At 39.2% G+C, this 8361-nt stretch carries 7 protein-coding genes and 1 tRNA gene; 6 read left to right on the top strand and 2 right to left on the bottom strand.

The window, feature by feature from the left end; all coding sequences use genetic code 11:
* Nucleotides 1-1200: 1200 nt before the first annotated feature.
* A complete protein-coding gene (locus VIM94_RS09745) occupies nucleotides 1201-1842 on the top strand; it encodes a DUF6266 family protein (RefSeq protein WP_332039108.1) in 642 nt (213 codons plus the stop codon).
* Nucleotides 1843-1888: 46 nt separating this feature from the next.
* On the opposite strand, the gene VIM94_RS09740 is transcribed toward VIM94_RS09745, so the two are convergent.
* Together VIM94_RS09740 and VIM94_RS09735 are read right to left on the bottom strand one after the other, a co-directional pair.
* Nucleotides 1889-2491, bottom strand: a complete 603-nt coding sequence (locus VIM94_RS09740; RefSeq protein ID WP_332039107.1) for a hypothetical protein — start codon at nucleotides 2489-2491, stop codon at nucleotides 1889-1891.
* Between the two features lie 206 nt (nucleotides 2492-2697).
* A tRNA-Phe gene (locus tag VIM94_RS09735) sits at nucleotides 2698-2770 on the bottom strand.
* Nucleotides 2771-2875: 105 nt separating this feature from the next.
* Here VIM94_RS09735 and VIM94_RS09730 point away from each other — a divergent pair.
* The 5 genes from VIM94_RS09730 to VIM94_RS09710 all read left to right on the top strand — a co-directional run bounded on the left by VIM94_RS09730 (nucleotide 2876) and on the right by VIM94_RS09710 (nucleotide 8293).
* Nucleotides 2876-3607, top strand: coding sequence for a type III pantothenate kinase (locus VIM94_RS09730; RefSeq protein ID WP_332039106.1), 732 nt, complete (start codon nucleotides 2876-2878; stop codon nucleotides 3605-3607).
* Nucleotides 3604-4851 (top strand): hypothetical protein, encoded by a 1248-nt coding sequence (locus VIM94_RS09725; RefSeq protein ID WP_332039105.1) that lies wholly within the window; start codon nucleotides 3604-3606, stop codon nucleotides 4849-4851. The genes VIM94_RS09730 and VIM94_RS09725 overlap by 4 nt, the downstream gene beginning before the upstream one ends.
* 18 nt (nucleotides 4852-4869) lie before the next feature.
* Nucleotides 4870-6243 (top strand): hypothetical protein, encoded by a 1374-nt coding sequence (locus tag VIM94_RS09720; protein ID WP_332039104.1) that lies wholly within the window; start codon nucleotides 4870-4872, stop codon nucleotides 6241-6243.
* 1 nt (nucleotide 6244) lies between these two features.
* Nucleotides 6245-6814, top strand: coding sequence for an LPS export ABC transporter periplasmic protein LptC (lptC, locus tag VIM94_RS09715; protein WP_332039103.1), 570 nt, complete (start codon nucleotides 6245-6247; stop codon nucleotides 6812-6814).
* Between the two features lie 189 nt (nucleotides 6815-7003).
* Nucleotides 7004-8293: a hemolysin family protein gene (locus VIM94_RS09710; RefSeq protein ID WP_332039102.1), complete on the top strand. Its 1290-nt coding sequence runs from the start codon at nucleotides 7004-7006 to the stop codon at nucleotides 8291-8293.
* Nucleotides 8294-8361 lie beyond the last annotated feature (68 nt).

Genomic DNA, 8361 nt, shown 5'->3' with positions numbered 1-8361 from the left:
GCTCCAGGCATTCTTTTTTGAGAAAAAGAGTTTCTCCGCTGCGCTCCAAAACCCATTTCCTCAAAAAAATGCCTTCCTCCATGCTTCCGCGCCCTGCGGGCCTTTCGCAATGTCAAAAAAAGTGACCTGCCTGATATACCTAAATAATCCCATTGATCAGCTCTCAAAACACCTAAACTCCGATCTCCCCAATCTTTTTTTGCAACTATCCTGGTTTCTTGCTTCACCAGGCTGATCGCCAGGCAAAGCCACAAACCAGGCAACTAAGCACAAAAACCGCACTCCGTACTTTGTTTTTGTGCTTTGCAAAGGCGTCGCTTACCGGGCGCTCCTGCTTTCTAAAATATCACTGCTGAGGTCAACGACAGAACTCATAAAAGTTCAGATTAAATAGGAGCTTCCGAACACAGGGCAAAAGAACCACGCCCCTCTAAAAAAAGTCTGGAGACAATTAAGCTTTAGAAATTGAATAGCCGATTTACCCTCTCAGAGAAGGCGTGGTACTTTCAATGCCCTCACACAGGCACAAGTCGGCGCATTACGCCCGACGCTATCGCGTCAGGCTTCATTGGCCCCTCCTTGAGCCTGTTAACATGTAGTAAGAACCAAAAGGTTGCTACCGATTAAGAAAGGTTAGGAAAACACATAGGGGAAAAATTGGGTTTTTACAATATAACAAATTTGAATATGGGGGATTTCCCCCATAAGCCAAACTATTATAATCTACTTTCTTTGTAATTCCCATAGACACGCCCATTTCTCAGCTATACCAAAACACGGAAATGGGCATTTTATTTAAATCAAAATAGTAAAAAGAAACCGAAGGTAAAATGCTTCGCGGGCGCAGGTCAAGCTCCAGCCCTCCGGGTTTCAGCGGAAATCTCCATCCGCAAACAAAGGTTTGCTAAACTCCATCTCCATAACACGCGGATAGTATTTCCGCCGAAAAGCTTGCCTGCTGGCTACGCATTTTGTTAGAACAGCTTTCTTTTTTCTCTTTTTTTCTTTTTCAGAAATAATTGAAAGGGATTGAACGGAAAAGCAGGTACACGCAGGTAAATCCATTGCCAAACCTCCAGATTGATGTATTTAATAGGTTTTTTTATAGGCGTTCAACAAGGTACTAACTTCCGGTCAAAACCATATCAAGTCCGTACCAAGTCCGAACAACTAAATATTAACCCTAAAAAATTAAATGTCATGGGAAAGATCTCTCAAGGGATTTTAGGAGGTATCTCCGGGAAAGTTGGTAACGTAGTTGGTGCCAGCTGGAAAGGAATTGATTATCTAAGAATAATGCCTTCTAAGGTTGCCAACCCCCGAACTGTTGGTCAGGTAAACCAAAGAACAAAGTTTACCGCCACCTTAGAGTTTTTACAGCCTAATCTTGAATTCCTCAAGAAAGGTTATAAAAACCTAGCCATTAAAAAGACAGCCTTCAACGCGGCAATGTCTTATGTGCTCAACAATGCTATTACCGGTTCAGCACCTAACTTTAGTGTTGATTATTCTCTTGCCCTTGTAAGTAAGGGAACCCTGACCGGAGTCTTGAACGGAGCCATGGATGATTCCACTCCCGGGCAAGTTGATTTCACCTGGGATGATAATTCGGGAGAAGGGAATGCGGCCACTACCGACAAAGCAATGGTATTGGTATATAATCCTTCCAAGAAAGAATCGGTTTATATCCTGGAAGGAGCCGACCGAACTGCAGGAGCGGAGAGTGTTTCAATTCCTTCAACTTATGCAGGAGATACTATTGAAATGTATATGGCTTTCATTTCAGAAGATGGAAGCAAAGTCTCTAACAGCGCCTACTTAGGATCTGGTACAGCGAGCTAGTAGAAATATTAGCTATCAAAACCGCCTTTCCCCGAGGGCGGTTTTTTTATGGTTTTAATTCACCGCGTAGTAATTTATCCTCAAAATACCAGTCTGGTTTGAATAAATCCTTGAAAGGTATTTCTCTAAAAACCTCAGCTTTATCCTTCCGTAATTTTAAATATGAATTTGGTCTTCCTCCCTTGAGATCTATTCTTATTCGTTGAGAGTTTCCTTCCAGAGTGTGTGTAACATTATTAACATAGAAGAGATAAGTCCCAAATTTAGCCTTGAGGAATGGTATTTCAAATGATTCGCCAATGCGAGGTAATCGTGAAAGTTGAGATAAGGAAAATTGATAATATTGATCAAGATAGGAAATGAAAAAAATAATATTACCCTTTTCAAAACTCAAAATAGGGTCGTCTTCTTCCAGAGTAAACTCATAAAGATCCTTAATTTGTTTCCTTAATTGATATGTAGACAAACCGGTTTGCGCTTCCACCTCCTTTAAACTGGGATATCTAGTATCCTCATCAAAATAAAAATCTTTAGATAAGATAAATTTGATTAAAATCTCCAGGTCAGGTCTTACTTTTAAAACCTTATTTAGTTGAGAAGCAATGGCGAAAAGATCATATAAGGCTTGTTTGGCAGGTAAGTTTTCCATTTTTCTTTTAAAGATATAGAAATCTGCCTTTCCAACTCTTAGTTAGAGGGTAGGTAGAGTTATGTAATCTTATATAGGCGATTGTAAACTAATTTGTAACTTTTTGAAAAATCATGACTAATCACGAATTATCCGAATCCTCGCTGATCCCAGTACAGTAGCGCCTTAAACCAAAAAACCCCGACTAAAAGTCAGGGTTTTTGAGGTGGTGCCTCCAGGAATCGAACCAGGGACACAAGGATTTTCAGTCCTTTGCTCTACCAACTGAGCTAAGGCACCAGTTGCTTGTTTTAAGCGGTTGCAAATATAATTTCATTTTTATTAACCCGCAAAGGATTTTATAAAAAAATGCTTTTGTAAATTAGCGAATTCAATAGAAAGACTGTGAATTTAGTTGTAGATATAGGGAATACTTTGGTGAAAATGGCTGTTTTTCAAAATGCTAGCCTTCAGTATAAAGTTGCTGTTGCGGGGAAAGATTTTTTTCAAAAAACTAAAGAAATTTTTAAATCCTTCCCTAATATCGAATATTCCATCCTTTCTTCAGTAATTAAAAACACCGAGAGGGAGGAAAAGTTTCTCGAAGAACGCAGCGAACTGGTGATCCTGACCATGGATATTAAGCAGCCTTTTACCAACCATTACGTTACACCTTCAACCTTAGGGAAAGACAGGATCGCTCTTATCGCTGCCGCGGTTAAAAATTATCCCGGAAAAAACGTATTGGTAATTGATGCGGGAAGTTGTATTACTTACGATTTTAAGAATAAGAAGGAGGAATATCTGGGGGGCGCTATCTCTCCCGGTCTTGCGATGAGGTTCAGAGCAATGCATGAGTTTACCGGAAACTTACCTTTGTTTAAAGCTGCGGAAAACCAACTGGTCACAGGGAATTCTACCCAAAAAGCTATGAATTCCGGTGCGGTTAATGGAGTGGTTTTTGAGATCGACGGATTTATAAATTCCTATAAATCTGAAAATAAAGATTTAACAATTATTTTAACAGGTGGGGATATGCTATTTTTGTCAAAGCAATTAAAAAATAGCATATTTGCCAACCCAAATTTTCTATTTGAAGGTTTAAACTACATTTTAGAATTTAACAAGACTCAATGATTAAACGATTTATAGTAATCGTAGCTATATTAACTACGGCACTCGCCGCGGCACAGGAAAATATCTCTTCGCCTTATTCATACTACGGAATTGGTTTAACTAAATTTAAAGGAACCATAGAAAACCGCTCCATGGGAGGTATAAATGTGTTTTCTGATAGTATCCATCTTAACCTTAGTAATCCTGCGGGGTATGGGCGTTTAAGGCGTACCACTTACTCCATAGGAGGAAGTCATGAACAGAGCAATCTGAAGTCTGATGTAGGTAGTGATAATGCAAAGATTACATCCCTGGATTATCTTGCCTTAGGTATTCCTGTTGGGAAATTTGGATTTGGTTTCGGTCTCATTCCTCAAACTTCGGTAGGTTACCGTATTCTAGATATTCAGGAGGATGTTGCCACAAGGCTTCAGGGACGCGGAGGTCTTAATCGGGTTTACCTTTCTGGAGGTTACGAAATAAATAAAAATTTCAGTATTGGAATAGATGCCCGATATAATTTCGGGAACTTTCAAAATAGAAGAACCTTAGTTAGAGAAGAAATTCAACTTGGTAGCCGGGATATTAGCCGCTCAGATCTCAATGGCTTGAGTTTTAATTTCGGCGTTGATTTCCAATCGATGATCTCTGACAGGTTGAAACTACACGCATCGGCTACATATTCTCCGGAAACCAGTCTTACTTCAGAAAACAAAAGAGAGGTTGCTACTATCGCATTCACACCAAATGGCGAAATACCGGTAGAAGTGAGAGAGCTAGATGTGGCCGATTCAGAATATAATCTTGCAGAAAAAATTACTATAGGGGCGGGCCTTGGTCGACCTAATAAATGGTTCTTTGGTGGCGAGTATATTAAAACCGGACGTAATGCCTATCTTGACCGTTCTAACACCATAAATGAGACGGCGGTGTACAATGAAGCCGCAAAATATAGAGTTGGGGGGTACTATATTCCTCAATATAACTCCCTGACAAGCTATTTCAAAAGAGTCGTGATAAGAGGAGGGTTTAGGTATGAAGAAACCGGGCTAAGGCTCAATAATGAGGATATTAATGAGTTTGGCATTACTTTTGGTTTAGGATTGCCAGTAGGACCAGGATTCTCAAATATCAACCTTGGATTCGAGTATGGACAGCGCGGTACAACAGATTCAGGATTGGTGAAAGAGGATTTTTTTAAGCTGTCTGTAGGTTTGTCCCTAACAGAAGCCAGAAAATGGTTTGAAAGAAGAAAATTTGATTAACCACTATAACTCAAGAAAATGAAAGCGAAGTTAATAGCATTAGTATTTGGAGCCGTATTCGGTTCAAGTATAGTAAATGCACAGTCTAATGATTGTGCGACTATGGCGGCATTGGCGTATGACGATGCAAAAGCAAAGAATTATGACGCAGCCTACGAACCTCTAATGAAGGTGAGAGAGGAATGTCCAAAATACAGCCTGGCTACTTTCCAGTATGGAGAAAGAGCTCTTAAATATAAAATTGATAATGCTGAAGGCGAAGAAAAAGAAGAATTTATTGAAGAACTAATCCAGCTTTGGGAAGAGCGATTAGAGCTTTTTCCTCAAAAAACTTCAAAAGGTAAAGTATACGGTGATATCGCTCAACTTAGGTTCGACTATAAAATAGGCGATAAAGAGGATCAATATAAGGCTTTTGATAAAGCTTTTACTGAAGACCCTGAAAACTTTACCAGCCCTAAAGGAATTTATGCTTATTTTTCTCTTCTTGTAGATATGCAGGATGAAGGGGAGCGTTCTCTTGAAGATGTTTTTGCCAAATACGATGATGTGATCGCTAAGGTGGAAACTGAAGAAAACGAACTTGCTGAGAGACTAGCTCCACTTTTGGAGAAGCAGGATCAAGGTGAAACCCTTTCCGCAAAGGAAAAAACTCTTGTTAAGAATTCAGAGATTAACCTTAAAGCTTACAGTACGGTTAAAAATGCTATTAATGGTAAACTAGGACAAAGAGCAGATTGTGATAATCTTATCCCTCTTTATACCAAGGATTTTGATGAAAAGAAAAATGATGTTGATTGGTTAAGAAATGCAAACGCGCGTCTTTCTGCTAAAGATTGTACTGAAGATCCATTGTTCATGAAGGTGTCTGAAGCGCTTCACAATCTTGACCCTTCTGCAAGATCAGCTTTCTCTTTAGGTCAGTTGGCCGAAGCTGAAGGAAATAGATCTAAGGCTCTTCAATATTATAACGAAGCAGCTGAGCTTGAAAAAGATAATTCTGCGAAAGCACGAATCTATTACAGAATCGCAGGAAACTATAAAGACCAGGGAAGTTTTTCTCAGGCCAGAACTTACTATAGAAGAGCACTTAGTGTAAGACCTTCTTTTGGTAGTGCTTACCTGCAGATTGCTAGTATGTACGCTCAGAGTGCTAATAGTTGTGGAAACACGACCTTTGAAAAAAGAGCTGTTTACTGGGCTGCCGCAGACTATGCAAGAAGAGCTGCTAGTGTAGATCCTTCTATTGCAAGTAATGCAACCCAGGCTGCCAGAAGCTATATGGGGAGAGCACCGCAAAAATCTGATATCTTCCAGCAAGGAAGAAATGCCGGGGAGGCTATTAAGATTAGTTGCTGGATAGGCGAGACAGTTCGCATCCCTAATTTGTAGAATGAGATTCACATATAACCAAATAATTTCAGGCATTGTCACGCTAATAGGCGTGACAATGCTTTTTTCATGTCAGGGTAATTTGAGTGAGATCAGGGCCCTGGATCTTGAGGGCGATGCCCCACAGGCCGAGGCATTAGACCTAAATCTTAAATATACCGATTCTGGTCGGCTGGTAGCTACGCTTAAGAGTGAGCGAATGCTGGATTTTACTAATAAAAAATTCCCTTACCGTGAATTTCCAGATGGGCTTGAGGTGGAGTTCTTCGACCCCGAAAATAAAAGCAGTACTGTAAGTGCTAATTACGGGGTTATTTATGAGGAAACCGGCCTCATAGATCTTCAGGGAGAGGTTGTGATTTATACCAGTGACAGTACCCGATTAGAAGCCAGCCAACTTTACTGGGATCAAAATCAGGGATGGGTCTTTACCGACAAACCAAATAAAATACGCTTCCCAAATGGAGCGCTAAACGAAGGTCAGGGTTTTGATTCTAATCAAAATTTCGGTAATTTTCGTTCCCGAAGCAATGTAGGGGTTCAAATTATAGAAGATAAAGAAGATGAGTAAATATTATAAATTTTTCGAATATGCGTACCTGGTTATAGGTGCATTTTTCCTTTTTGAAAGTATTAGGATTTGGGATACCGAACGCGGTAGGGCTTACCTTTTCATCTTTTTTGTAGTGATTTCTATATTTATGTTTCTCTTTAAAAGGCGTTTTAGGCGCAAGTTTGAAGAGCGCAACAAATAACTCCGATGCAAAGCGAGATATTTATTATTATTCTTTCCCTGACCTTTTCAGCATTTTTTTCTGGGATGGAAATTGCTTATGTTTCTTCAAATAAAATCTATATTGAGATAGAAAAACGCCAGAATGATCTTTTGGCTACCGTCTTAAGAAAACTCACCAGGAAACCTTCAAAATTTATTGCCACCATGCTGGTGGGAAACAATATTGCACTGGTAGTGTACGGGTTCTTTATGGGCGATCTCATTATGAGCTGGTTAAACGGTCTTCAGCCTATTGAAAGCGGGTTTATTGATTATTTGATTACAGATCTTAGCCTGCTTACTCAAACAGTTATTTCAACTTTGGTTATTCTTTTTACTGCGGAATTTCTTCCAAAAGTTTTTTTTCAGATCTATGCCAACTCTATGCTGAAATTTTTCGCTATACCCGCATATTTTTTCTACGTTCTATTTACTTTTATTTCTGATTTTGTTATCTGGATTTCAGATTTTGTATTGAAGAAATTCTTTAAAACCGAGGGGGATGAAGTACAATTGGCTTTTAGTAAGGTCGATCTTGGTAATTTTATCAATGAACAAATGGAAACGGTAGAAAAGGATGACGATGTTGATACCGAAATACAGATTTTTCAAAATGCCCTGGAATTTTCCGATATCAAGGCCCGGGAAGTGATGATCCCAAGAACCGAGATCGTTGCTGTAGATAAATCACAGGCTCCTAAAGATCTTATTGAAACATTTACCGAAACCGGGTTGTCTAAAATCCTGGTGTATAACGAAACCATAGATGATATTATAGGTTATATCCATAGTTTTGAATTATTCAAGAGGCCAAAATCATTAAAGGCCATATTGCTACCGGTAGTTTTTGTCCCCGAAACCATGTGGGTCAAAGATGTGCTGAATACCCTGATAAAAAAAAGAAAAAGTATCGCGGTTGTTATTGATGAATACGGTGGTACAAGCGGGATGATTACCGTGGAAGATATTGTGGAGGAACTCTTTGGGGAAATAGAAGACGAACACGACTCCCCGGTTCTAATTGAAGAACGATTAGATGAAGATCATTATTTATTTTCTGCCCGGCTGGAAATAGATTACCTGAATGATGCCTATAAGATTAATATCCCCGATGGTGAAAACTATGAAACCCTTGGCGGTTTTATCGTTAATCATACCGAAGAAATCCCTCAGCAGGGGGAGTTGGTAACTGTTGGAGATTTTGAATTTGATATAAAAGAAGTTTCCAATACCAAAATAGAATTGGTGGAACTAAAAATCAAACCTATAGATTAAATACGGCTCGTTAATATTTTGCTAATTATAAGTTTCATAATTAGCTTAAAAACGCTATTTTCGCGCAC

The organism is Salegentibacter sp., from assembly GCF_036568425.1.
Classification (GTDB): domain Bacteria; phylum Bacteroidota; class Bacteroidia; order Flavobacteriales; family Flavobacteriaceae; genus Salegentibacter.
The sequence above is the reverse complement of the archived record's forward strand: the minus strand, read 5'-3'. Positions and strand labels throughout refer to the sequence as shown.